The organism is Kribbella sp. NPDC051952 (assembly GCF_040680855.1).
GTDB lineage: Bacteria > Actinomycetota > Actinomycetes > Propionibacteriales > Kribbellaceae > Kribbella.
Genome location: NZ_JBFAXQ010000020.1, coordinates 39,476 through 62,580 on the forward strand (window position 1 = coordinate 39,476; position 23,105 = coordinate 62,580).

Sequence of the window (23,105 nt, forward strand, 5' to 3'; positions counted from 1 at the left end):
CGGCCCGCCGCCTTAGAACGGATGGCACCGATCCAACGACCATCCGGAGAACCTCACCATGCTGCCCTCAGTACGACGGTACGGCGCAGTCCTGCTGACCGTCGGCACCCTGCTCGCCGGCGTCGCACCCGCGACCGCCGCGCCCACCGTTCCGAAGCTCACCTGGACACCTTGCGACGGCGGGTTCGAGTGCGCGACCGCCAAGGTTCCGCTCGACTACCGCAAGCCCAACGGGACCAAGATCGACCTCGCGTTGATCCGCAAACCCGCCACCGACCAGGCCCACCGGATCGGCTCGATCTTCGCGCTGCCGGGTGGTCCGGGGCAGAGCGGCCTCGACATCATCAAGACCCAGCCGCCCCAGATGCTGCAGCTGTTCGCGAAGTTCGACGTCGTCGGGTTCGACCCGCGTGGGATCGGAGCCAGCCGGCCCATGCTCGACTGCGGACCCGTCGATCCCGCACCGGTCCGGCATGACCGCGCCGACACTGTGGACAGAGCGGCGTACGAGAAGAAGGTGCGGGCTTATCAGCAGGCGTGCCTGAAGCGGAATCCCGCGCTGCTGCCACACATGAGTACGGCGAACACCGCGCGCGATCTCGACCTGCTCAGGCAGGCCGTGGGCGATCAGAAACTGACGGCGCTCGGGATCTCGTACGGGACGAACATCGGGGCGACGTACCTGAGCATGTTCCCCGGCAAGACGCGGGCGATGGTGCTCGGGAGTGCCGAGGACGTCCGTGGCACGAACACCCGGCCGGTCGAGGCCTGGCGGGTCCAGACCGCGTCGTTCGAGAACGAGCTGGACCGGTTCTTCTCCGCCTGCGCTGCGGCCGGTTCGCGCTGCAGCTTCGGTGGTCGCGATCCGGAGACGGCGTTCGACGCACTCGTTGCCAAGCTCAACAAAACCCCGTTGCCGACGAACGATCCCGAGGCACCTCCCGTGACCGGTGACGAGGTCCTGGCCGCGGCGGTCTCCGCGATGTACACGATCAGGTTCTGGCCGGTCTTCGCGGACGCGCTCGCCAAGGCGACGGCCGGTGACGCCAACCCGCTGGCCGATTTCGCCCGCAGCGACGACGGCTTCGGATCCGGCGACGTGTTCAACGCCGTGACCGCGGTCGACGCGCACTGGCCGGAAGGTCCCCGCGAGCGCTTCTACACCGACGGGCTCGACAACCTCGGGATGTTCGAGCACTTCTTCTGGCTCGGCGGCGGTCTGGACGACATGTACTACGGCACCTGGCCGGTCGAGGACCGCGACGCTTACCACGGCCCGATCCGCAACCCCGACTGGGCGCCGCCGGTCCTCGTGGTCAGCAACACCCACGACCCGGCCACGCCGTACATCGGTGCCAAGCGGCTGACCGCCGACCTCGGCAACGCCCGCCTGCTCACGTTCGAGTCCGACGGCCACAACTCGATCACCAGCGGAGACCCCTGCCTGATCGGCCCGGTCGTGACGTATCTGCACGACGGCAAGACGCTCCCGCCGGCCGGAACCGTGTGCGTGAACCACACAGAACCATTCCCAGCGGAGTGACCCACGGGTAACCTCAGCAAGCATGAGTGAGGTCGTGATCATCGGGTCCGGGTTCGCCGGACTGTGCATGGGGATCAAGCTGAAGCAGGCCGGGTGTGAGGACTTCGTCATCCTCGAGAAGGCGGACGATCTCGGTGGCACCTGGCGGGACAACACATATCCCGGCTGCGCCTGCGACATCCCGTCGTACCTCTACTCGTTCTCGTTCGAGCAGAACCCGCGCTGGACCCGGATGTTTGCGCCGTGGGACGAGATCCTCGCCTACCTGCGGTACTGCGCGGAGAAGTACGGCATCGCGGACAAGATCCGGTACGGCGCGGAGGTCACCGAGGCGGCCTTCGACGAGACGACCGGCCGGTGGACCGTGACCGTGAACGGCACCGAGACGATCGAGACCCAGGCCCTGGTCACGGGCGTCGGCAACCTGGAACAGCCGAAGCTGCCCGACATCCCGGGCCTGGACTCGTTCGGGGGTACGGCGTTCCACTCGGCGCAATGGGATCACTCCCAGGACCTGCGCGGGCGGAACGTCGCCGTGATCGGGACCGGTGCGTCGGCGATCCAGTTCGTGCCCGAACTGGCCAAGGAGGTCGCGCAGCTGGACGTTTACCAGCGGACGCCACCGTGGATCACCCCGAAGCCGGACCGCGCGATCGGCCCGCGGGAACGCCGGCTGCACGAGCGGTTCCCGGCCGGTCAGCGAGCGATCCGCAACATCGTCTACTGGGGACTCGAGGGTCGCGGTCTCGGCTTCGCGGGCAACCCGAAACTGATGAAAGGCCTTGAATTACAGGCGAAACGGCATCTGCACAAGCAGGTCACCGACCCCGAGCTGCGGACCAAGCTCACCCCGGACTACCAGATCGGCTGCAAGCGGATCCTGCTCTCGAACGACTACTACCCCGCGCTCGCCCGGCCGAACGTGGACCTCGTCACAAGCCCGATCGCACGTATCACCCCGACCGGCGTGGTCACCGAGAACGGAACCGAGCGGTCCTGCGACACGATCGTGCTCGGCACCGGGTTCGAGGTGTCGGCCGGGCTGACCCGGATGCCGATCCTGGGCAAGGACGGCGTCGAGCTGGCCGACCATTGGAAGCGCAACGGCATTGGTGCCCACCTCGGCATCACGGTCGCCGGCTACCCGAACCTGTTCCTGCTCGTCGGCCCGAACACGGCTCTCGGCCACTCGTCGATGGTGTTCATGATCGAGGCCCAGGTCCGGTACGTGATGCAGGCCCTGCACCTGGTCCGGCGCCGGGGAGCGTCGTACGTCGAGGTCCGCGAGGAGGTCCAGGAGCGGTTCGTCGACGGCGTCCAGGGCGAGCTCGACGAGACGGTCTGGCAGTCCGGGTGCAGCAGTTGGTACATGGACGCATCCGGGCGGAACTCGACCATCTGGCCGGAGTTCACCGTGTCGTACTGGCGTCGTACCCGGCGGCTCGATCCGAGCGACTTCGTCCTGGTCCGCTAGGTGCCGTGGTCCCCTAAGTGATGGCCCGGACTCCTGAAGTAGGAGACTCAGGGTTCGGGAGTACGACCTTGGGATGAAGCAAGACCGGCCCTCGGACCGATGTCCCGACGGCCGCTCTGAAGGATTCTTGAGGTATGGAAATCCTTCAGATCGCTGGAGCGGCAGTCATCGTGATCGGCATCGTGATCACGGCACTGATCGCCATCGTGCCTTCGGTCGTAGACCGATAAGTCTCCCGCTGACGGAGCCTCGCGGCTCCGTACACGGGAGTCAGTCGGCGGACAGATGGACCAGTAGGTCCTGCCGGGTCAGAACGCCCACCGGCTTGCCGTCGTCCAGCACCATCAGGGCGTCGCGACCCTCGAGCAGCTCGACCGCCTTCGTCACCGGTTCGCCGGCGCCGAGCGACGGCAGGGCCGGGTCCATGTGCTGCTCGACCATGTCGGCCAGCCGCGCCTTGCCGGAGTACAGGGCGTCCATCAACGTCCGCTCCGACACCGCGCCGGCCACCTCGGCCGCCATCACCGGCGGCTCGGCCCGGACGACCGGCATCTGCGATACGCCGTACTCGCGCAGGATCTCGACCGCCTCGGCGATCGTCTCGTGCGGGTGCGTGTGCACGAGCGGCGGCAGGCCGCCGTCCTTGCGGGACAGGATCTCACCAAGCGTGACGCCCTGGCGGGTGTGCGCGAGGAAGCCGTACTGCGCCAGCCAGTCGTCGTTGAAGACCTTGGTCAGGTAGCCGCGGCCGCCGTCCGGCAGCAGTACGACGATCACTGCGTCCGGGTCGTCGAGTTCGTGTGCCAGTCGGATCGCGGCTGCGGCAGCCATCCCAGCGGAGCCACCGACCAGCATGGCCTCCTCGCGGGCGAGCCGGCGGGTGAGCGCGAACGAATCCGCGTCCGAGACCTCGATGATCCGGTCGCAGATGTTCCGGTCGTACGTCTCCGGCCAGAAGTCCTCGCCGACCCCCTCGACCAGGTACGGCCGGCCGGTGCCGCCGGAGTACACCGAGCCCTCCGGGTCGGCGCCGACGATCTGCACCTTCCCGCCGGAGACCTCCTTGAGGTACTTCCCGGTGCCGGTGATCGTGCCGCCGGTCCCGACGCCCGCGACGAAGTGGGTGATCTTGCCCTCGGTCTGCTCCCACAGCTCCGGACCGGTGGTCTCGTAGTGCGAGCGCGGGTTGTTCTGGTTGGCGTACTGGTTCGGCTTCCAGGCGCCGTCGATCTCACGGACCAGGCGGTCGGAGACGTTGTAATAAGAGTCCGGGTGCTCCGGGGCGACGGCGGTCGGGCAGACGACCACCTCGGCGCCGTACGCCTTGAGCACGTTGCGCTTGTCCTCGCTGACCTTGTCCGGGCACACGAAGACGCACTTGTACCCCTTCTGCTGGGCAACCATCGCCAGCCCGACTCCGGTGTTGCCGGAGGTCGGCTCGACGATCGTCCCGCCGGGCTTGAGCTCGCCGGAGGCCTCCGCGGCCTCGATCATCCGGACCGCGATCCGGTCCTTCACCGAGCCACCGGGGTTGAAGTACTCGACCTTGGCCAGCACGAGGGGCTTGGCACCGTCGGTGGTCTTGGACAGCCTCACCAGCGGGGTGTTGCCGACGAGGTCCAGGAGAGAGTTTGCGTAGCGCACAGTGTCACTGTAGTGCTGTGCGCTTCTGAAGAGCGCGGGCGTGCCGTTTGCCCTATTTCACTTGCTTGTATGTGACAGCGTGTAATCCTTGACTCATGAGTAAAGCTGGGGCAGCGAAGCGCCTGGCCCAGGCCGCAGCTCTGGGAGGCGGGGGACTCGGACTCATCGGTGCGACGCTGTACGGCGTACTGACCGCAGAGGCCGAGTATGCGAAACGCGTGATCGGTCCGACGCGGTACTACCCGACTCCGGGCGACGGTCTGTACGGCCGGTTTCCAGGACATCCGATCACGTTCGCCATGCTCGGCGACTCCAGTGCGGCCGGTTACGGCACCGAGTCGCCGGAGGAGACACCCGGAGTGATGCTCGCCTCCGGCCTGTCCGAGCTGGCCAAACGGTCGGTGCGGTTGGTCGACGCGTCGAAGACCGGAGCGAAGTCGACCGACCTCGCCGCCCAGGTCGACGCCGCACTACAGGCCGGGCCGCATGTCGCGGTGATCCTGATCGGCGTGAACGACGTCAAGGCGCAGATGTCGCCCTCGACCTCGGTCCGGCTGCTGTCGACCGCCGTCCGCCGGCTGCGTGCCGCGAACTGCGAGGTCATCGTCGGCACCTGCCCCGACCTCGGCGTGATCCGCACGATCATGCCGCCGCTGCGGCAGGTCGCCCGAGCCTGGAGCCAGCGGCTGGCCGCTGCCCAGACGATCACGGTCGTCGAGGCCGGCGGCCGGACCGTCTCGCTCGGGTCACTCCTCGGACCGGTGTTCTGGACCAACCCGAGCATGTGGGGACGCGACAACTTCCACCCCTCGGCCATCGGGTACGCCGCGGCGTCCGCGGCGCTACTGCCGTCCGTCGCGGCCGCGATGGGGGTCGGGCCGGAGTCGTTCGTACCGCCGGAGACGTTCCGGGGCGAGGCGATCCTGCCGATCGCGGAGGCTGCTGTGCAGGCCGCGCGGACGGCCGGTACTGAGGTCGCGGCGACCGAGGTGGCCGGGCGCGAACGTGGTCCGCGCGGTCGGTGGGCTGCCCTCCGCCACCGCCGCCGTCACCCGAAGGCAGACGTCGACCGGGTCGAAGAGCACGACACCTCCGAGTCGGACGCCGTACCGGTCGGGAGTTAGCTCCGGGAAAGTGCCCGGAAATCGTGCCCTGGTTGAGGTCGCGACGTAGTTGTGCGTCCGCTGAGCGGGGAGATTCATGACGAAAGTCTTGCCTGTGAGCGTCATCGTGGTGCACAGTCGATAACTACGCGGTACCCCGATGACGGGAGGCGAAGATGGGCTTGAGCCACTCCGAGGAGACGCATCAGCGTCTGGTGGAGAGGGTGCCCAGGTGCACCGGACGTGAGATGACCGAGTGGTTCCAGCTGATGAACGACGGACCGTCGTTCCTGCGCTTCGATGACAGAGTGAGATGGCTCTCCAGCGAGTACGCCCTCGCGCACGGGCACGCGACCGCCATCGTCCACGAATACGATCTCGTCAAGGCGCACCGGCGAATGAGCTGACACCCGAACAGGAGACTCTCACCGAAGACCTGCCCTTTCAGGTGGAAGGGCGGGTCTTCGCGTATGTGAGGGTCAGCGCAGGGGTTCGAGGGCTTTGGCCAGGGGCTCCAGCACCGCGGGGGTGTGGGGCGGCGGGAGGTAGACGATGGCCAGGTCCAGGCCGGCGTCGCCCATAGCCTCGGCTTCGGCGGCGACCTTGGCGTAGTCGAGGTCGGGGCCCAGACGGACGTGCGACGAGAGGGTGATCTCGCTCGGGTCGCGGCCGATGTCGGCGCAGTGGCGGTAGAGGACGTCGCGTTTGTGGGTGAACTCCTCGGGCGTGCCGCCGGCGAAGTTCCAGTGCTGGGCGTACTTGGCCGTCGTACGCAAAGTCCGCTTCTCGCCGCTGCCGCCGATACAGATCGGCGGGTGCGGCGTCTGCACACCCTTCGGCTCGCAGCGGGCGTCGGTCAGTTGGTAGTACTTGCCCTGGAACGTCGTGGTTTCCTGGCTCATCAGGCCGACGAGGACCTCACACGCTTCCTCGAACCGGTCGCTGCGCTCCTTGAGTGAGCCGAGTTCCATGCCGTAGGCGCCGGACTCCTCTTCGTTCCAGCCGGCACCGATGCCGACCTCCAGGCGGCCGCCGGAGACGATGTCGAGGGTCGTGGCCATGTTCGCGAGCAGCGCGGGGTGGCGGTAGTGGATCCCGCTCACCAGCGTGCCGATCCGCAGCCGGTTGGTGGCCTGCGCGAGCGCGGTGAGCGTCACCCACCCTTCCAGGCACGGCCCGCTCGAGTCGGAGTGGATGGGATAGAAGTGATCGAAGGTCCAAGCGGATTCGAACAGTTCGATGTCGTCCGCGGCCTGCCAGACGGCGAGCATGTCGGCCCATTGAGTGTTCTGAGGCGAGGTCTTGATCGCGAATCGCATGATCGCCATCGTATGCCTGCCGCTTCCTACGGACGGGCGACGATCTCCACCTCGTTGCCCTCCGGGTCAGCAACGCGGGAGCCCTCCAAAAGCCGACCGCCGGCCGCGATCGCCGTGCTGATCCGGGCCTCGACCTGGTCTTCGGGTACGGCGAGTTCGAGCCGGATCCGCGCGCGCTCGTGGCGACGGGGATCCGCCGGATCCAGGGTCTGGAAGAAGAGAACCGGGTTGAGCCGACGAGGGTCGTTGAGGTCACTCAGGAACTCGCGCGGATCGGGCTCGTAGCCGAGCAGCGTGGCCCAGAACGCCCGTACGGCGGGAATGTCCACGGCGTCGATGCCGAACTGCATGAACCGGACGTTGCTGGGATCTGCGGTGAGGCCCAGCGACCGGGCCGCGGCCTGGATCTCGGTCGCCAAGGCAACGAACTCTGGCCTGGGCGCGCCCTCGTCGTTCTCCCACAGGTCCTTGCCGCTGTCGAGCGTCACGCCGGACGGGCGGAGGTCGACGAGGATCGGCACCCCCGCGTCGTCGGACAGGCCGGCAACCGCGGTGGCGAGTTGGCTGGCCTGGGCCGCCGACGTGGTGGGGTAGAAGGTCATCGCACTGAAGACAGTCCACCAGTCGGAGGCGTCCGCGAACTCATCGCCGGGGACCAGGTCGATCTCGTTGCCTTCGTCATCCGCGATCCCGACTCCGTACGGGCCGATGGGCTCACGCTTGAGCGCCGCCATGGCATCCTGCACGGCCGCAGAGTTGCGTACGACGTCGACGTGGATCCGGTTCCGCAGCGGCTGCGGCTCACTCAGCGGGTGAATCGCGAGCGCGGGATCTCGTCGGAGCGGGTCCGCGAGGCCGTCGTCCCCGGCCGGCTGATAGGCGAGCGCCGTACGCCAGAAGTCCCGCACCGAGGCAGGATCAGCGGCGGCGATGACGAGCCGAAGCTCTTGCAGGGCGGCAGGATTCGCGGTCAGCCCGAGGTCCTGGGCCGCCTCGGATGTGGTCCGGGCGAGCTCGGCATCCGAGCCGATCCGGATCCGCAGCCCGCTCGCGCGGAGGTCGATATCCGGCAGTTGGCCGGCCTCGGCGATGCGAGTGATCAACGCAGCGCCGGCTGCCTGCGATGGGGCGTCGTACCAGACGCTGGCCCCATCCTCGAACTCGCGCCAATCTCCTACCTGGTTCGTCATGAGCTCACCCTAGGACCACATCCGGACGATCTCCGTCCGGAAAGGCCGAAGGGCCGGTCCACCTGGGCCGGCCCTTCGGGTGATCACTGCGGTAGGTCAGTCGCCACCGCGGAGGATGGCGAGGATGCGGAGCAGGTTCCAGTAGAGCCAGACGAGGGTGACGGTCAGGCCGAAGGCGGCCCGCCAGGCCTCGTTCTGCGGGGCTCCGGCGCGGACGCCCTGCTCGATCATGTCGAAGTCGAGGATCAGGTTGAACACCGCCAGACCGGCGCCGAGCGCGGCGAACAGCAGGCCCATCGGTCCCATGCCGCTGATGCCGGAGTTGAAGCCGAACAGGCTGCCGACGAAGTTCAGCAGGATGACGCCGGCGAAGCCCATCGTCGCGATGATCACCATCTTGGTGAACCGCGGCGTCACCTTGATCGCGAAGTACTTGTACGTCGCCAACGTCAGGCCGGCCGTCACCATCGTGGCGAGCACCGCCTGAACGATGATGCCGGAGTCACCGACCCAGTTCGCGATGAACTTGCTGCCGATGCCCAGGAACACACCCTCGGCGGCGGCGTACACCATCACCAGCGCCGGGTTGATCTTGCGGGAGAACGACAGCACCATCGCGATCACGAACGCCAGCAGGGCGCCCGCGAGGAAGATCGGCTTGACCAGGTCGTCCGGCGTACGCCACCAGGCGAGGGCGGCGGCCACGACGACCACACCGAGGGTGAGGCTGGTCTTGACGATGACGTCGTCCAACGTCATCGGGCGGCTGCCGGCCGGTGCACCCTGGTACTGCTGCGGGGGCTGTCCGGGCCCGCCATAGCCGTACGGGCCAGGCTGGCCGCTCGGAGCGGCGCCCGGATAAGCCTGGCCGTGGCCAGGCGCAAACGCACTCGACCGGTTCAGGACCGGGTTACTGCTCTGCATGTCATTCCTCCTGGTGACCCACATCCGGGGCCGTATCAAGATCGTACGGTCCCACCCTTAACAACATCTGAGAATCCCCCCGATGTTCCCCAACCGAAATCCCAACCACACAAGCAGTTGCGGAAACCAATCACTCAGCAATAGGTAGTCCAGGATTCCGCGCCTTCAGATACCGCATCCGCTCCCCAGGAACCATCCAGGCCCCAGCAGCCAACCAACGCAGCGTGTTAGCCACGGTGAACGGCCATCGATAATGCTCGAGCCCTTCGTACATCGCGTCGACGCCCAGGATCTCGACCATCAGGTCATCGACCCTCCGTGTCATCCATCGCGAGTAGATCGCCGTGATGGCGATGAACAGCAGCCACAGGCACAACCCACCGGCCAGCATGCGCGGCACGTTGTAGCCCGTGACCACGCCGACCAGGAAACCGCCCACCCACGGTAGGCCCCAGCGGATCCACTGAAAGTGCCGTCGCAGGCCGAGCCGAGCTGCGAGAAGAGCCTCTGCGATCAGCACGTCGCGAAGGGGCGCGCTCATCGTGGCGAACAGCTGGGTGTTACGGAACCGGTCTGGCGGCGTCGTGGCTGTATGGGCAGTCACGACGCCGGGACCGGCGGCCACCCGGGACGTCTTGCTCCCGCAGGCCGGTCAGAGGTGAGGATGTAGGGCCTCATGGGTGGAGAGGGCGGCGCCGACCTGATCGGCCAGGGCGACGGCGACCAGGCGCTGTTCGAGGTCGGGGCGGGCGATCCGCGCAGCCGCGATCAGGAGGAAGCGGCCGCGGGTCTCGCCGGCGTGCTGGACGGCCAGCTCGATCTCGGAGTTCGTCGGCAGACCGTCGCGTTCGACCTTGAGCAGGTAGCTCCCCCGCGTCACCGATCCGTCCGGGTTCAGCCGCGGCGCCTTCGTCTGCTTGTCCCCGGCAACGAACTTGACCGCGTCGATCCCCAGTACGGCGGTCAGTTCCATCCGCACCTGATCGATCAGGTCATCCGTCGACCCACCGGCCGCGACCGCCTGCGAGGTGGTGATCACGCCGTCCAGGTACCCGCGATGCCGCGACGCCCTCGCTTGTTGCCTCCGGCCCCAGATCGCGATCTCGGTGACCGCGGCGCCGATCAGGACCAGCAGGATGGTCAGTTCGACGTCGTCGCTGCTGTTGATCGTGAACGTGTTGTAAGGCACGGTCAGGAAGAAGTCGAACCACACCGCGCTCGAGACTGCCGCGAGTACGCCGGCCAGCCGGATGCCGAACGCTGCCACGGCAACGATCACGACAACCAGCAACAGCGCCGCGTTCGCGTTGTCGAAATTGTCCCGGAACGGGGTCAGCAGTGCACAAACGATCGGGGGCACGAGCAGCGAACCCACCAGCACCGGATTGCGGTAACTCTCCACACCTCTATTCACCCTCGCCAGGCACCGCCGATCAACACTTCTCACAAAGGTCTATCGCGCTCTACCGTGAGCGGATGCCCGAGATCACCCGCATCCGGCCCCCCGAGGACGCCGACGAACGCGGCACGATGACCGGCCTGCTCGACTTTCTCCGGTCCACCGTCGAGCTGAAATTCACCGGCCTGACGGAGGCGCAGGCATTCGCGCAACCCGTCCACCCGTCCGCCCTGACCCCGGCCGGAATCGTCAAGCACCTCACCGGGGTGGAACGATTCTGGTTCGCGATCGACTTCGCCGGTCTCAAGGTGGAGTGGCCGTGGACCGAGGAAGATCCACACGGGTGCTTTCCGCTGGCTCCCGACGACACGGTCGAGGGCCTACTTACGGCGTACCGGGCCGAATGTGCCCGCTCGCGCGAGATCACCGCGGCGGCCGCACTCGACGACCGCGCCCGATCTGACGGCATGACCTTCAAGCTTCGCTACGCGATCGCCCACCTGATCGAGGAGACCGCCCGCCACCTCGGCCACCTCGACCTTCTCCGGGAGGCCACCGACGGTCAGGTCGGCGAGTAGAAAACCCGTAGCCGTCGGCGACTCCGGCGCATAGCTTGAAGTGCCATGTACCGGATTCGCCGAGCGGTGGAAGCTGATGTCCCGTTCCTGAGCAGGTGGGACGGGAATGCGCTCGCCCACATCCAGAACCCGGCGACAGAGCTGAACGTGATCGAGCTCGACGGGCAACCGGTCGGACGCCTCCGGCTCACCCGGACCGCGGAAGCGCTCGAGCTCAACGGGATCCAACTCCTGCCGGACGTCCAGAATCGCGGCATCGGTACGGCGATCATCACGCAACTCCAGTCCGAGGCCGCGAGTACCGGCGTACCGCTCGAACTCGAAGTCGCTAAGGACAACCCCAACGCCCGGCGGCTCTACGACCGGCTCGGCTTCCGGTTGGCCGGCGAGGACGACCACGACTTCAGGCTCCGCTGGCTCTCACCGGCCGCGGCGCGGCAGAACGAGATCTGGAACGCCGACACCGCGCAGCGGTACGACACTCCCGGGTCCGGCATGTTCGCCGCCGAGGTGCTGCGACCGACGGTCGACCGGCTGGCGGAGCTCGCGGGTGACGGGCGCGCGCTCGAGTTCGCGATCGGCACCGGGCGGGTCGCCGTACCTCTCGCGGAACGCGGCGTACCGGTCAGCGGGATCGAGTTCTCCACCGCGATGCTCGAACAGTTGCGGACGAAGACCGACCTTCCGGTGGCGGTCGGCGACATGTCCGCTGTCCGCGTCCCGGGCGAGTTCAGCCTCGTCTATCTGGTCTTCAACACGATCTCCAACCTGCTCACCCAGGAGGAACAGGTCGCCTGCTTCCGGAACGCGGCCCGGCACCTCTCCCCCGGCGGCCGGTTCGTGATCGAGCTCTGGGTGCCCGAACTCCGCCGTCTCCCTCCCGGCATCCCGGCCACCGTCGGGACCGCCGACCCCGGCTACATCCTGCTGGACACCTACGACGTACTGAAGCAGCACGTCGTCTCGCATCACTTCCATTTCGGCGAAGGCACCCGGGCAGAGCTCTTCCGGAGTCCGCACCGCTACATCTGGCCCGCCGAGCTCGACCTGATGGCCCAGCTCGCCGGCTTCACCCTCGAGTCCCGCCACGCCGACTGGACCGGCACTCCCTTCACCGCCGACTCCCCCTCGCACGTGTCGGTCTACCAACTCTGAGCGCCTCGCCTGAACCTCGGCCGGCTTGCGGTTCTGTGACGGGTGGAGTGAGTGCTGGCGGGGGGCGGGTGCGGGGCTCACCATGAGGGTGTGGAGTCCCCCGGGAGAGGGAGTGTTCGGTGGGTGAGATCACTCGCCAGAGGGTTTGTGAAAGTTTTCACGAGCGGATAACCTGAAGTAGACATGAAGTCAGAGAGCCACTCAGGGAGAGTGAACCGCATGACAGCCCAGGTGCCGCACATCCTCATCGTCGGAGGCGGTTACGTCGGGATGTACACCGCGTACGGCCTGCGCCGCGCGGCCCGCAAGGGCCGGATCCGGGTGACCGTGGTCGACCCGCGTTCGGTGATGACCTACCAGCCGTTCCTGCCGGAAGCGGCGGCCGGCTCGGTGGAACCGCGGCACGTGGTAGTGCCGCTGCGCAAGACCCTCAAGGGCTGCCGCGTGGTGACCGGTCGGGTGACCGGGATCGACCACGCGAACAAGGTCGCGAAGGTGATGCCCGAGGAAGGCCCGGAGTACGAGCTGGCCTACGACCAGGTCGTGGTCGCGCTCGGCTCGATCGCCCGGACGCTGCCGATCCCCGGCCTGGCCGAGGAGGCCACCGGGTTCAAGAACGTCGAAGAGGCGATCGCCCTGCGCAACAAGGTGCTCGACCGCCTGGACGTCGCGTCGTCCCAGCCCGACCCCACGCTGCGCAAGTCCGCGCTGACCTTCGTCTTCATCGGCGGTGGGTACGCCGGTGTCGAGGCGTTCGCGGAGCTCGAGGACATGGCCCGCTACGCCACCCGGTACTACGACAACATCAAGCCCGAGGACATGCGCTGGGTGCTGGTCGAGGCGACCGGCCGGATCCTGCCCGAGGTCGGTCCGGATCTCGGCAAGTACACCGTGGACCAGCTGCGCAAGCGGAACATGGACATCCGGCTGGAGACCCGGCTGGAGTCCTGCGAGAAGGGCCACGTCATCCTCAGCGACGGCGAGGAGTTCGACGCGGACACGATCGTCTGGACCGCCGGTGTGAAGGCGAACCCGGCGCTCGCCGCGACCGACTTCCCGCTGGACGAGAAGGGCCGGCTCAAGTGCCTCGCGAACCTGCGGATCGAGGGTGTCGCCGACGCCTGGTCCGCCGGTGACAACGCCGCCGTACCCGACCTGACCTCGGAGACCGGTGCGTACTGCGCTCCGAACGCCCAGCACGCGGTCCGTCAGGCGCACCGGCTCGCCGCGAACATCCTCCGGGTCGTCGACGGCCAGCCGCCGCAGGACTACGAGCACAAGTACGTCGGTTCGGTCGCGAGCCTCGGCCTGCACAAGGGTGTCGCCCAGCTGTACGGCGTGAAGGTCAAGGGCTGGCCGGCCTGGTTCCTGCACCGGACCTATCACGTGTCCCGCGTGCCCACCTTCAACCGGAAGGCGCGCGTGATCCTGGACTGGACGCTGGCACTGTTCTTCCGCCGCGAGGTCACCAGCCTCGGTAGCCTCCAGACCCCGAACGAGGAGTTCCACCGCGCGACGCGGTCCTAACGGTCGACCGGAGCGGTGCCCCAATCTGTGGGCGCCGCTCCGAGTCGTACGGCGATCCGCCCGCCGTGCGTCACGAACGACTCCGGCAACCACGACTCGGCCCGATTGCGGCCGTTCAGCTGGAGAGACTGCACGTACTGGTTGGCGTCTGACGTCCCCGGCGCCTCAACAGTGATGCGTACGCCGTTACTCCGCCGCAGCTCGACCTTCGGGAACAACGGGCTGCCAACCAGCAGTTCAGCCCGACCAGGCGTCTGCGGGAACAGTCCGATCGCCGCGAACACGTACCACGCGGACAGCGTGCCCAGATCGTCGTTCCCCGGAAGCCCTGACGGACCCACGCCGTACACGGTGTCAACAATCTCCCGTGTGGTCGCCTGCGTCTTCCAGGCGACGCCGAGTCCGTTGTAGAGCCACGGCGCGTGCAGCCCGGGCTCGTTGGTCGGGTCGTAGCGCAGCGCGCTGCCGCCCTTGACCGCCCAGTTCCCGTTCTCGTCGTGGAAGAACCCGTCCAGCCGCTGCACCGTGGTGGGCCCGATTGCAGCCGCGAGCCCGGACACGTCCTGCGGGACCATCCAGGTGTACGTCGCACTCGAACCCTGCGCGAATCCGACATCGGTGGACGGGGTGAACCCGGGCTGCCACGTACCGTCTGCCAGTCGGGCCCGCTGGTACCCGGCCTCCGGGTCGAAGGTGTTCTTCCACCAGCTGCCGCGATCCTTCAGGTCCGTGACATTCTTGCCGAGCCGAGTGCCCCACTGGGCCAGGGAGAAGTCGGCGAGCGAGTTCTCGAGTGTTTCGGCGGCACCGCCCCAGCAGTGGCAGGCGTCCTGCGGCGCGTAGTGCTTGGCCAGGTAGGTGTTCAGAGCGGGTCGTTGCCCGGTGCATTGTCCGGGGCAACCACCGTCGTTCTCGGCGTCGGCGTTCTGCACTGTTGCCTGATGCACCAAGGACGCATAGGCGCCCTGGGCATCGAAGTTCCGTACGCCCATCGCGGCGAAGGTCGCGAGCGTCGGCGCGGCCGGGTCGCCGGTCATCACGTGAGTCGCTCCGTTGACGTGGAGCCAACGATCCCAGATGCCCTTGTTCTGCTGAGCAAATTGATACATCGACTGCGCGAAGTCACCTGCGATGTCTGACTTCAGCAGGGCGAGGAGCTGGATGTGGGCGCGGTACTGATCCCAGCCGGAGAACGTTCCGTACTGCGCTCGCTGACCTGGCGCGAGTCGGTGGACCTGGAAGTCGCTGCCTAGGTAGCGCCCGTCGACGTCGTTCGAGATGTTCGGCTGCAGCATCGAGTGGTACAGCGCGGTGTAGAACGTGGTCCGCTGCGCATCCGTCCCGCCAGTAACTTTCACGGCGTCCAGCTCGCGCCGCCAGTCCCGGTATCCCTCACCGGCCAGGTGATCCACGGTCGTCTGCGGTTTGATCTCACTGCGTAGGTTGAGCTCGGCGCCGAGCAGGCTGACGTACGAGATGCCGATCCGCATCCGCACTTTCGCGCCCGGCGCGAAGCTCACATACCCACCGGAGCCGCGGCCCGCCCGGTCCGCACCCGTCGCATATCCCTCGCCTCCCGTGGTGTGGCTGCTGCCGGGTGTGAGCGCGCTGTCCTTCCAGGTGCCGTTGGCAACGACTGGCTGGTCGAAGGACGCCGTGAAGTAGAGGCGGTAGTACGACTTCCGGTTGTTCGTTCCGCCGTTCGCACGACGGCCGCAGAACGCGCCGGTCAGCACCGATCCGGTGACCTTGCGGCCGGTGCGGTCGATCGAGATCTCCGCATCCTCGCTGCCGTTGAGGGAGTTCGACGTACGGAAGAGCAGGTTGGCGGCCTGATCGGCCGGGAAGGTGAACTCGCCGACGCCGGCCCGGGTGGTGACGGCCAGGTCGGTTTTGATGCCGGAGGCAAGGGTGACGGTGTAGCGGCCGGGCTTGGCCGTCTCGTTGGCGTGGCTGAAGTTGCTGGCGTACTTGGCGTCCGTGGTGTCGGCGGTCGGCGAGGAGTCGACGGTTCCGGCGTACGGCATGATCGGTACGTCGCCGGCCGCGCCCGGGTTGCAGCCCGCGCCGTTCACGTGGGTCAGGCTGAAGCCACGCACGCGCGTGGTGTCGTACTGATAGCCGTTCGCCGCGCCGGTGCTGGTCTGGTCGCCGCGCGTACTGGTCGGGCTCCACGAAATCATCCCGAACGGGCGGACCGCACCCGGCCAGGTGTTCCCGTCGCGGGCGGACCCGATGAGTGGATCGACGTACGACGCGAGATCTTGCGATGCCTGCGCCGGGACGGCGGGCACGAGCAGGGCGACGGTCAGGCCGGCAGCGACCAGGCGCATGGTGAAACCTTCCGGGGGCGGACGGACGATTCAACGTTAGAACGCCAAGGTTGCCACGCGGTGTTGCTGGAGTGTCTAGTGCCTCGCGCTAGTGCAGGAGGCCGGCGTCGTGGACCAGGAGGGCGATCTGGACCCGGTTGTTCAGGTCGAGTTTGGTCAGGATGCGCGAGACGTGGGTCTTCACGGTCGGGACGCTGAGGTAGAGCGTGGTGCTGATCTCGGCGTTCGACTTGCCTTCACCGACCGCGACGGCGATCTCGCGCTCACGGTCGTTCAGGCCGGCGAGCCGGGCGTGGGCCTTGGCCTTGCGGTCGTCCTGACCGGACTCGGCGACGCGGGTGATCAGGCGCTTGGTGACGGTCGGCGAGAGTACGGGCTGTCCGCCGGCAACTCGCCGTACCGACTCGACGATCTCGGCCGGCGGGGTGTCCTTGAGCACGAACCCGGCCGCCCCGGCGCGGAGCGCGCGCAGGACGTGCTCGTCGGCGTCGAACGTGGTCAACATGACGACCTCGGGCGCGTTCGGGCGCCGCCGTACAGCCTCCGTCGCGGTCAGGCCGTCGGTGCCGGGCATCCGGATGTCCATCAGGATCACGTCCGGCGCGAGCCGCTCGATCAGCCCCTGTACGCCGCTGCCGTCGCTCGCCTCGCCGACCACGCGGATGTCCTGCGCGCCGCCGAGCATCAGCTTCAACCCGGCCCGCAGCAACGGGTCGTCGTCGACAATCAGCACCCGAATCGTCATGCCGGCCACGGTAGCCAGGCGAAGAGGCGGAAGTCGCCCTCGGGGGTGCGGCCGTGCTCCAACCGGCCGTCCACGAGCGTGGCCCGCTCGGTCAATCCCTTCAAACCCTGCCCATCTCCTCGTCTGCGGTTCGGCGCGGCGTTGCGGACCTCAACCTCCAAGCCGTTGCCGGGGGCACCCGTCACGCTGATCGTCACCTTCTCGCCCGGCGCGTGCTTCATCGCGTTGGTGAGACCCTCTTGCACAATCCGGTACGCCGTACGACCGACGTGGTCCGGCAGGGTACCGGGCGCATCGAGCGTGAGATCGACCGGGAACCCCGCCTCGCGGGAGGCCTCGACCAACTGCGGCAGGTCGGCGAAGGTCGGCTGCGGGAGTTCCTCGACTGGAGCCCGCAGTACGCCGATCACCTCGCGCAGGTCCTGCAATGCCTGGTGCGCACTGGCCCGGATGATCTCGGCGGCACCCGCCACCTCCTCGGTAGAGGCGTCCGGGCGATACGCCAGCGCCCCGGCATGCACGCTCAGCAGCGACAACCGATGCCCGAGTACGTCGTGCATCTCCCGGGCGATCTCCTCGCGGGCCCGCAGCTGGGATTGCTCGGCCTGGAGCCTGGCGAGGCTCTCGGCACGGTCGGCACGATCGCGCAGCGTCTGCAGGAGCTGGCGGCGGGAACGGATGTAGAGGCCCCAACCGGCCAAGGCGATGTAGATCGCCACGGCTGCTACGGCCAGGGCCGCGGGGTCGTCGGGCTTGTTCCGGACCTCGATGTAAATGGCCAGGCTCACCGCATTCAGGCCGAAGACGACAAGTGTGGTCCGCAGCGGCCGGTAGACGGCCACCGTCAGGATCAGGATCAGGGTCGCTGCGCCCGCCGCGTCCGAGAACGTCGACACGGCCGCCGCGAGTACCGCCAGCTGTACCGGCCAGCGGCGCCGGAACCACAGGGTCAGGCAGAGCGCCATCCCGGCGTAGAAGTCCAGCGCAAGGAGCTCGCCGCTGATCGGGTCGCGCTGCCCCTCGTCGTACAGAATGAGCGCGCCCAGCACCGCGACCACGAACACCAGCGAGTCGACCAGCCAGTCGCGCGTACTGCGGCGACGGCGGGTGGACTCGGTCATGTCTCGAATCTAGCGCTGCGTAAGCGCTCTCCGGGTCTTTCGCGGCTGTCCGGATACCGAAGTCGCTTTCTTGAGCTACTTAGGTCAACGGTAGGTTGCCGGGCATGAGTCAGCTCGCTGTCACCGTCATCGGCCCGGATCGCCCGGGCATCATCGCGGACGTCACCGGAGCCCTCGCCGGGACCGGGGTCAACCTCGAAGACACCACCATGACGCTGCTGCGCGGCCATTTCGCGATGATGATCGTCTGCTCCGGACCGTTCGACGAGGTCAAGTCCGCGCTCGAGCCGCTGCGCGGTGAGCTGGTCATCACGGTGCGGCAGATGGGTCCCGAACACGAGCACGCGCCGATCGGAGCGCCGTACATGCTGAGCGTGCACGGCGCGGACCGGCCCGGGATCGTGGCGGCGGTGACCCGGATGATCGCGTCGGTCGGTGGGACGATCACGGACCTCGCCACGCGGCTGAGCGGGGAGCTGTACGTCCTGACCGCGGAGGTCGAGCTGCCGCCGGCCGCCGAGGTCGGGTACCTCAACAGGGCGCTGGAGATCACCGCCGAAGAGCTCGGCGTCGGCGTCACCCTGCGCCCGGCCGAGAGCGACGACCTGTGACCGTGATTGCTGCTTGGAGTCCTGCACAGCTTTCGTTCGTGGGTGATGTTCTCGAAGTGGTCCGGGCCCCGCATCCGGTACTGGCCACCGAGGGCGCGATCGTAGACCCGCTCGACCCAGCCATGATCAAGCTCGCCGCCGACCTGGTCGCGACGATGCGGGTCTCCCCCGGCTGCGTCGGGCTGGCCGCGCCCCAGGTCGGCGTGGCGGCGCAGATGTTCTCGCTCGACGTGACCGATCACCCGAAGACGCGCACGTGCCACGGGGTTTTCGTGCTCTGCAACGCGGTCGTCCTCGAGGCTTCCCGGCAGGAGAAGGGCCGCGAGGGCTGCATGTCCGTCCCCGACCTCACCGGCGACGTCAAACGAGCCACGCGGCTGACCGTGACCGGCGTACTGCCTGGTACGACGGAACAGGTCACGATCACCACCGACGCCTTCGAAGCCCGAGCGTTGCAACACGAGATCGACCACTGCAACGGCCAACTCTTCCTCGACCGCGCAGCCGGCGCCCACGCCATCTACCCCCGCAAGGTCTACAAGTAGCCCTCCTTACCAGCCTGCTGCCCACCGGGCGCTCGGACGAGTACCCTCATCCCCGAGCCGTGGTTGCCACGGGATGTCGCGATCATGCGACGTGGCAGTCGGCCCGGGTGGCGGAACGGCAGACGCAGCGAGCTTAAACCTCGCAGCCGAAAGGCATACGGGTTCGAATCCCGTCCCGGGCACAAACGTTGGACGAGTGTCGTGGGGGTCCAGCCCACGCGTGCTACGCAGGCGCTCTCTCGTCGCTCCGCTCCTCATCGCACCCGCTACGCGCGCTCCCACCCACCCCCGGCTGTCGCCGGACGCGCGCTGCCGCGCGGTCGACAGCTCTGTGATTCGGCCGACCGTTCGTCTCCAGCCCGCCCGCCCATTCGTCTCCAGCCCGTGTGTCCGTCGTCCCCGGCCTGCCTGTCCGTCTCCGGCCTGCCTGTCCGTCTCCGGCCTGCTTGTCCGTCTCCGGCCTGCCTGTCCGTCTCCGGCCTGCCTGTCCGTCTCCGGCCTGCCTGTCCGTCTCCGGCCTGCTTGTCGGGGTCGGGAGGCTGGGGGCGCCATGTTGCTTCGGAGGGGATCAGCTCGGTGGGGCATCGATTCCGGTCGGCTGACGGGTTTCTCCGCGTCTTCACGACGGTCCTTCCGGGCGGAAAAGCGGGCGACTGGTGTAGTCGGTTGCTTTACGTTGGCGGGGTGAGTCTTGAGATTCCGGAGCAGGTTCGGCGGACGGTTTTGGCTGAGGGGGATGGGGCCTGGCTGGAGGAGTTGCCGGGGGTGGTTGGGGCGTTGGCTCGGGAGTGGGGGCTGGTGGTTGGTGCCAGCTTTGAGGGTGGGCATGCTGCGGTGGCTCTTGAAGTGACGTTGGTTGATGGGGCTTCGGCGGTGCTTAAGGTTGGGGTGCCGGGGCGGGATGTTGGGCCGGAGGCTGTGGCGTTGCGGCTGGCGGATGGGGTGGGGTGCGCCAAGCTTTTGGGCGAAGACTTGGGTCGGCAAGCTCTGCTGCTGGAGCGGCTTGGGGCTCCGATGTACGACCTTGTGGCCGACCCAGTCAGTCGCCACAGCTTGTTGTGCGACGTGGCGGTTCGACTGTGGCGTCCGATCGGTCCCGACGTCGACCTCCCAACCGGCGCGGACTTAGCTGCGCAGTACGCCGACCGGCTGCCGAAACTATGGGAGCAGGCGGGGCGGCCCTGCTCGCCGGCCACTGTGGCGGATGCGCTGGATTGCATGGATCGTCGTCGGCTTGCCCACGATGATCGGTCGGCGGTGCTCGTCCACGGTGATATCCACGAGATGAACGCACTGCAGGCAAGTGACGGCAGCTACAAGCTCATCGATCCAGCCGGGCTGCGAGCCGAACCGGCCTGCGATCTCGGCACCATCGTGCGTTGCAACCCGGACCTCGGCGATGACCTCCGGGCGAGGACCGAGCGGCTGGCTTCTCGCACGGGCGTCGATGCCACCGCCATCTGGGAATGGGGGACCATCCACCGGGTCGTCAGCGGCGTCTACGCCTGCAGTATCGGCTTCCAGCCCTTCGGCGATCTGCTGCTGGCCGAAGCAGACCGCCTCACGGCGTAGTCAAAGGACCCCTGCCCGCCGGTAGTCGAAGGGCCTTGCCAGCCGATCGCGGTCGGCACGATCATCGGCCAGGCGCTCGGGGCGGACGATCACGCCTTCAGGTTGAGGATGAGTACGAGCACTTCAGCTCAGGGCTTCAGGTAGCGGTCGACCTCGGGTAGGACTTCGGCCAGTGGGCGGTGCATGTCCAGCTGGAGGTAGTTGTCCGAGGGACGTTGAACGCGGTCCTTCGCATCGCGGAACATTGCCGCGCCGTCCACCAGTTCGTCGCCGAGATCCACGGGCGGATGGTCGACGCCGCGGCGGTGGGTTCTCAGCCGCGGCCGCCGGCGGAGCCTCTCGTCGAGGAGCTTCAGATCGTCAATCCAACACTCGATATACCTGTAGCTCGCGTCGTACGACCTGGCGATTTCCATGCCCTCGCTCAGGATCCTGGGCCAGAAGCAGGGGCTGTCCATGACCACATTGTGGCCCTGAGCAAGTACGTGACGCGCCTGCGCGTACATGACCTCGTACGCCGCCTTGGTACTCGCGGCGAGGTCGAACCCCGCGTCGAGTACAGCCGACTTGATGACGTCGTAGTCAACGGCAACCGCACCATGCGTGGCTACGACATGCGCGGCGACGGTGGACTTCCCAGCACCCGGAACGCCCGACATCTGAAGCAGAAACATTAACCCTCCATTCGTTGACCAGGCGGCCTAATCCCTCGATTGAGGCAGGTTGAGGACGGCGGTTGCCAGGGACTCGAGGGCTGCGGGGTTGGGGGTGGACCAGTAGGTGGCTTCTAGGGCTTGGATTTCGGGGGTCATGGCGAAGCGGTCGTACCAGCGGGGTAGGTACTTCGGGAAGGGTGGGTGGTGGCCCTCGGAGAGGAACCAGGCGGTGTAGATGAGCTTGTGGAGTTGAACCGCGAGGTCGGCGTGGAGCCAGCGGTTGTCGCGATCGGCTGCCTTGCGTAGCTCGTTGACGAAGGCCGGCAGCGCGGATTCGAGCTGGTGGCGCACCGCCGCAACGAGTGGGGCCGGCGGATTCTGGACTCGCGCGCGGTACTCGGCTCCCAGGCCGGCTGGATCCAGCAACAGCTCGGACTCGGCCAGGCCAGCGGCGACGTAGATCGGCAGCGGCCAGGCTGGACCCATCCAGCCGTCGCCTCGGTCGAGTTCGCTCAGCCAAGTGTCGAGCGTACGGCGAGGCACGTGCATGAGGTCGACGTCGTACCCATCGATGCTCGACTGCTCGAGCGCCAACTGCCCGTGCACCGTGAAATTCGACTGGGCCGGCAATGTCGGCGTACTGGGCGCATCCGTAGCCCAGATGAGGATCAGGTCGAGATCGGAATCCTCGGTCAGGCCGGTGATCACCGATCCCTGGCCGTACATCCAACTGAGATCGCGGGCGCTGCGGTAGTGGTCGACCAGGCCTTCCATGACCAACGCGGCCGGAGGGGCTCCTCGCATGGGCAGAGGATACGGCGTACGTCCGACATCCGCAGGGACTGCCGACATACTCGCTCGCTCGGGCGCGGAAGGTCAGGTTGACTGGCTTCGTGTCGGAGATTACGCGGAAGAACGGGCGCTACTGGGAAGCCATGGCCGGCCATCGGCGTGGGGAGACGGTGGAGCATCTCCGGTCGGGCGGCGAGGTCATCAGTCCAGAGGAGCTGGCCGTAATCGGCCCTGTGGCTGGGCGACGGTTTCTTCAGGTTGCGGCTTCGGTGGGGGACGCTGCGCTGAGTGTGGCGTTGCAGGGCGCGCAGGCGGTGGCGGTGGATATTGCGCCTAGCCATGTCGCGACGGGCAGGGCTAAGGCTGCGGAACTGGGTGTCGAGGTCGACTTCCGCGTCGGGGATATGACGGCTCTGCCCGAGGACCTCACTGGGTTCGACACGATCTACATCTCGTGGGGTGGGCTGTGCTGGGTGCCCGATCTTCCTGTGTGGGTTGCGGATATGGCGACGCGGCTCAGTCCTGGAGGACGCTTGGTGATCGCCGAGCATCATCCCGTGTGGGAGGTGCTGTCAGTCGCCGGGCCAGATCTGCTGGCGCTGTCTGCGAGCTACTTCGAGCAGACGTGGATCGGCGAGCGCGACCTGGCCAAGGAACCTCAGGTCGTCAAGGAGCTTGGGCTGGAGTGGCAGCCGCACCGGGCGTTCGTTTGGAACCTAGGGGACGTTATTTCGGCGTTCCTTCGAGCTGGGCTCGTTGTGGTGGCGCTCCAGGAATTCGGTGATCGGGAGATGTATCCCGGTTTCGCGCACGGGCAGCACCTACCCTCCACCTACATCGCCGCGGGCGAACGCCCGAAGTGTGACTGACGAAC

General features: G+C 67.4%; 22 protein-coding genes and 1 tRNA gene. 12 read left to right on the forward strand and 11 right to left on the reverse strand.

From position 1 onward, the window contains the following. The first annotated feature begins 58 nt into the window (after window positions 1-58). A complete protein-coding gene (locus tag AB0L70_RS30530) occupies window positions 59-1,543 on the forward strand; it encodes an alpha/beta hydrolase (protein WP_363690217.1) in 1,485 nt (494 codons plus the stop codon). A gap of 22 nt (window positions 1,544-1,565) precedes the next feature. Continuing rightward, on the forward strand, window positions 1,566-3,017 hold the full coding sequence (locus tag AB0L70_RS30535) for an NAD(P)/FAD-dependent oxidoreductase (RefSeq protein WP_363690218.1): 1,452 nt from the start codon (window positions 1,566-1,568) through the stop codon (window positions 3,015-3,017). 270 nt (window positions 3,018-3,287) lie between these two features. On the opposite strand, the gene AB0L70_RS30540 is transcribed toward AB0L70_RS30535, so the two are convergent. Beyond that, the gene (locus AB0L70_RS30540; protein WP_363690219.1) at window positions 3,288-4,661 is read right to left on the reverse strand and encodes a cystathionine beta-synthase; all 1,374 of its coding nucleotides are present in this window, start codon (window positions 4,659-4,661) and stop codon (window positions 3,288-3,290) included. Window positions 4,662-4,756: 95 nt separating this feature from the next. Here AB0L70_RS30540 and AB0L70_RS30545 point away from each other — a divergent pair, with 95 nt between their 5' ends. Both AB0L70_RS30545 and AB0L70_RS30550 read left to right on the forward strand, forming a co-directional pair. Then, a complete protein-coding gene (locus tag AB0L70_RS30545; RefSeq protein WP_363690220.1) occupies window positions 4,757-5,785 on the forward strand; it encodes an SGNH/GDSL hydrolase family protein in 1,029 nt (342 codons plus the stop codon). 155 nt (window positions 5,786-5,940) lie between these two features. Next, window positions 5,941-6,171, forward strand: a complete 231-nt coding sequence (locus AB0L70_RS30550; RefSeq protein WP_363690221.1) for a DUF4287 domain-containing protein — start codon at window positions 5,941-5,943, stop codon at window positions 6,169-6,171. Between the two features lie 72 nt (window positions 6,172-6,243). Here AB0L70_RS30550 and AB0L70_RS30555 read toward each other — a convergent pair whose 3' ends face one another. The 5 genes from AB0L70_RS30555 to AB0L70_RS30575 form a co-directional block, all read right to left on the reverse strand. Beyond that, on the reverse strand, window positions 6,244-7,083 hold the full coding sequence (locus tag AB0L70_RS30555; protein ID WP_363690222.1) for an LLM class F420-dependent oxidoreductase: 840 nt from the start codon (window positions 7,081-7,083) through the stop codon (window positions 6,244-6,246). A 26-nt stretch (window positions 7,084-7,109) separates the two neighbouring features. Beyond that, window positions 7,110-8,273, reverse strand: coding sequence for a VOC family protein (locus tag AB0L70_RS30560; protein WP_363690223.1), 1,164 nt, complete (start codon window positions 8,271-8,273; stop codon window positions 7,110-7,112). A gap of 96 nt (window positions 8,274-8,369) precedes the next feature. After that, the gene (locus tag AB0L70_RS30565) at window positions 8,370-9,197 is read right to left on the reverse strand and encodes a Bax inhibitor-1/YccA family protein (RefSeq protein ID WP_363690224.1); all 828 of its coding nucleotides are present in this window, start codon (window positions 9,195-9,197) and stop codon (window positions 8,370-8,372) included. 130 nt (window positions 9,198-9,327) lie between these two features. Beyond that, window positions 9,328-9,738, reverse strand: a complete 411-nt coding sequence (locus tag AB0L70_RS30570) for a hypothetical protein (RefSeq protein ID WP_363690225.1) — start codon at window positions 9,736-9,738, stop codon at window positions 9,328-9,330. 111 nt (window positions 9,739-9,849) lie between these two features. Beyond that, window positions 9,850-10,599: a DUF4118 domain-containing protein gene (locus AB0L70_RS30575; RefSeq protein WP_363690226.1), complete on the reverse strand. Its 750-nt coding sequence runs from the start codon at window positions 10,597-10,599 to the stop codon at window positions 9,850-9,852. Window positions 10,600-10,673: 74 nt separating this feature from the next. Between AB0L70_RS30575 and AB0L70_RS30580 the strand changes: the two genes are divergently transcribed. The 3 genes from AB0L70_RS30580 (at window position 10,674) to AB0L70_RS30590 (ending at window position 13,856) form a co-directional block, all read left to right on the forward strand. Next, window positions 10,674-11,174, forward strand: coding sequence for a DinB family protein (locus tag AB0L70_RS30580; RefSeq protein WP_363690227.1), 501 nt, complete (start codon window positions 10,674-10,676; stop codon window positions 11,172-11,174). Between the two features lie 45 nt (window positions 11,175-11,219). After that, window positions 11,220-12,329, forward strand: a complete 1,110-nt coding sequence (locus AB0L70_RS30585; RefSeq protein ID WP_363690228.1) for a GNAT family N-acetyltransferase — start codon at window positions 11,220-11,222, stop codon at window positions 12,327-12,329. A gap of 219 nt (window positions 12,330-12,548) precedes the next feature. Further along, window positions 12,549-13,856 (forward strand): NAD(P)/FAD-dependent oxidoreductase, encoded by a 1,308-nt coding sequence (locus tag AB0L70_RS30590; protein WP_363690229.1) that lies wholly within the window; start codon window positions 12,549-12,551, stop codon window positions 13,854-13,856. Here the strand turns inward: AB0L70_RS30590 and AB0L70_RS30595 are convergent. The 3 genes from AB0L70_RS30595 to AB0L70_RS30605 form a co-directional block, all read right to left on the reverse strand. Then, window positions 13,853-16,189, reverse strand: coding sequence for a GH92 family glycosyl hydrolase (locus AB0L70_RS30595; protein ID WP_363690230.1), 2,337 nt, complete (start codon window positions 16,187-16,189; stop codon window positions 13,853-13,855). The two genes, AB0L70_RS30590 and AB0L70_RS30595, sit on opposite strands and share 4 nt — an antisense overlap. An 88-nt stretch (window positions 16,190-16,277) precedes the next feature. Further along, a complete protein-coding gene (locus tag AB0L70_RS30600) occupies window positions 16,278-16,934 on the reverse strand; it encodes a response regulator transcription factor (RefSeq protein WP_363690231.1) in 657 nt (218 codons plus the stop codon). Continuing rightward, window positions 16,931-18,055, reverse strand: a complete 1,125-nt coding sequence (locus tag AB0L70_RS30605) for a histidine kinase (RefSeq protein ID WP_363690232.1) — start codon at window positions 18,053-18,055, stop codon at window positions 16,931-16,933. The genes AB0L70_RS30600 and AB0L70_RS30605 overlap by 4 nt, the downstream gene beginning before the upstream one ends. Window positions 18,056-18,159: 104 nt before the next feature. Between AB0L70_RS30605 and AB0L70_RS30610 the strand changes: the two genes are divergently transcribed. From AB0L70_RS30610 to AB0L70_RS30625, 4 genes are all read left to right on the forward strand, one after another. Next, window positions 18,160-18,666, forward strand: a complete 507-nt coding sequence (locus tag AB0L70_RS30610) for an ACT domain-containing protein (RefSeq protein ID WP_363690233.1) — start codon at window positions 18,160-18,162, stop codon at window positions 18,664-18,666. A 38-nt stretch (window positions 18,667-18,704) separates the two neighbouring features. Continuing rightward, complete coding sequence (locus AB0L70_RS30615) at window positions 18,705-19,211, forward strand: peptide deformylase (RefSeq protein WP_363690234.1); 507 nt, start codon at window positions 18,705-18,707, stop codon at window positions 19,209-19,211. A 101-nt stretch (window positions 19,212-19,312) separates the two neighbouring features. Continuing rightward, window positions 19,313-19,393, forward strand: a tRNA-Leu gene (locus AB0L70_RS30620). A 502-nt stretch (window positions 19,394-19,895) separates the two neighbouring features. Beyond that, window positions 19,896-20,783 carry an aminoglycoside phosphotransferase family protein gene (locus AB0L70_RS30625; RefSeq protein ID WP_363690235.1) on the forward strand — a complete coding sequence of 296 codons (888 nt, stop codon included), beginning with the start codon at window positions 19,896-19,898 and terminating at the stop codon, window positions 20,781-20,783. Window positions 20,784-20,911: 128 nt separating this feature from the next. Here the strand turns inward: AB0L70_RS30625 and AB0L70_RS30630 are convergent, their stop codons facing one another. Together AB0L70_RS30630 and AB0L70_RS30635 are read right to left on the reverse strand one after the other, a co-directional pair. After that, a complete protein-coding gene (locus AB0L70_RS30630) occupies window positions 20,912-21,457 on the reverse strand; it encodes an AAA family ATPase (RefSeq protein ID WP_363690236.1) in 546 nt (181 codons plus the stop codon). Window positions 21,458-21,484: 27 nt separating this feature from the next. Beyond that, window positions 21,485-22,243: a hypothetical protein gene (locus AB0L70_RS30635; protein WP_363690237.1), complete on the reverse strand. Its 759-nt coding sequence runs from the start codon at window positions 22,241-22,243 to the stop codon at window positions 21,485-21,487. Between the two features lie 89 nt (window positions 22,244-22,332). On the opposite strand from AB0L70_RS30635, the gene AB0L70_RS30640 reads away from it, so the two are divergent. Next, on the forward strand, window positions 22,333-23,100 hold the full coding sequence (locus tag AB0L70_RS30640; RefSeq protein WP_363690238.1) for a methyltransferase domain-containing protein: 768 nt from the start codon (window positions 22,333-22,335) through the stop codon (window positions 23,098-23,100). The last annotated feature ends 5 nt before the right edge of the window (window positions 23,101-23,105 follow it).

Coding starts and splice junctions, on each gene's coding strand:
- AB0L70_RS30635 (WP_363690237.1), bottom strand. CDS start 22,243: ATGCGAGGAGCCCCTCCGGCCGCGTTGGTCATGGAAGGCCTGGTCGAC.
- AB0L70_RS30560 (WP_363690223.1), bottom strand. CDS start 8,273: ATGACGAACCAGGTAGGAGATTGGCGCGAGTTCGAGGATGGGGCCAGC.
- AB0L70_RS30580 (WP_363690227.1), top strand. CDS start 10,674: ATGCCCGAGATCACCCGCATCCGGCCCCCCGAGGACGCCGACGAACGC.
- AB0L70_RS30605 (WP_363690232.1), bottom strand. CDS start 18,055: ATGACCGAGTCCACCCGCCGTCGCCGCAGTACGCGCGACTGGCTGGTC.
- AB0L70_RS30590 (WP_363690229.1), top strand. CDS start 12,549: ATGACAGCCCAGGTGCCGCACATCCTCATCGTCGGAGGCGGTTACGTC.
- AB0L70_RS30545 (WP_363690220.1), top strand. CDS start 4,757: ATGAGTAAAGCTGGGGCAGCGAAGCGCCTGGCCCAGGCCGCAGCTCTG.
- AB0L70_RS30630 (WP_363690236.1), bottom strand. CDS start 21,457: ATGTTTCTGCTTCAGATGTCGGGCGTTCCGGGTGCTGGGAAGTCCACC.
- AB0L70_RS30600 (WP_363690231.1), bottom strand. CDS start 16,934: ATGACGATTCGGGTGCTGATTGTCGACGACGACCCGTTGCTGCGGGCC.
- AB0L70_RS30610 (WP_363690233.1), top strand. CDS start 18,160: ATGAGTCAGCTCGCTGTCACCGTCATCGGCCCGGATCGCCCGGGCATC.
- AB0L70_RS30570 (WP_363690225.1), bottom strand. CDS start 9,738: ATGAGCGCGCCCCTTCGCGACGTGCTGATCGCAGAGGCTCTTCTCGCA.
- AB0L70_RS30550 (WP_363690221.1), top strand. CDS start 5,941: ATGGGCTTGAGCCACTCCGAGGAGACGCATCAGCGTCTGGTGGAGAGG.
- AB0L70_RS30585 (WP_363690228.1), top strand. CDS start 11,220: ATGTACCGGATTCGCCGAGCGGTGGAAGCTGATGTCCCGTTCCTGAGC.
- AB0L70_RS30595 (WP_363690230.1), bottom strand. CDS start 16,189: ATGCGCCTGGTCGCTGCCGGCCTGACCGTCGCCCTGCTCGTGCCCGCC.
- AB0L70_RS30535 (WP_363690218.1), top strand. CDS start 1,566: ATGAGTGAGGTCGTGATCATCGGGTCCGGGTTCGCCGGACTGTGCATG.
- AB0L70_RS30565 (WP_363690224.1), bottom strand. CDS start 9,197: ATGCAGAGCAGTAACCCGGTCCTGAACCGGTCGAGTGCGTTTGCGCCT.
- AB0L70_RS30530 (WP_363690217.1), top strand. CDS start 59: ATGCTGCCCTCAGTACGACGGTACGGCGCAGTCCTGCTGACCGTCGGC.
- AB0L70_RS30555 (WP_363690222.1), bottom strand. CDS start 7,083: ATGCGATTCGCGATCAAGACCTCGCCTCAGAACACTCAATGGGCCGAC.